Genomic DNA, 255 nt, shown 5'->3' on the forward strand with positions numbered 1-255 from the left:
ATCGACTTGTTCATCGCCGTCTGGACGGTGACCTTGCCGTAGTCCTGGTCGTCCTCGTTCTCCGGCGCGAACGCGATGTCGCTGCCCACGACCGGGCGCTTGCTGGTGCCGTCGTAGAGCGTGTTGGTCGTGATCGTCTTGCCGGACTGTGTCTTGGCCTCGTCGGCCAGGGCCGCCGCCAGGATCACCGGCTTGAAGGTGGAGGCGGGCTGGTAGTCGGTGCGGGTCGCGTTGTTCGTGTAGTGCTCGGTGTAG

1 protein-coding gene is annotated in these 255 nt (G+C 65.1%); it reads right to left on the reverse strand.

What is annotated here, in order from left to right; genetic code table 11:
- Nucleotides 1–255, reverse strand: a 255-nt coding sequence (locus ACNFOC_RS56035; protein WP_416966525.1) for a penicillin-binding transpeptidase domain-containing protein, incomplete at both ends; no start/stop codon positions are given.

It is taken from the genome of Streptomyces colwelliae, from assembly GCF_048158785.1.
In the GTDB taxonomy this organism is placed as follows: domain Bacteria; phylum Actinomycetota; class Actinomycetes; order Streptomycetales; family Streptomycetaceae; genus Streptomyces.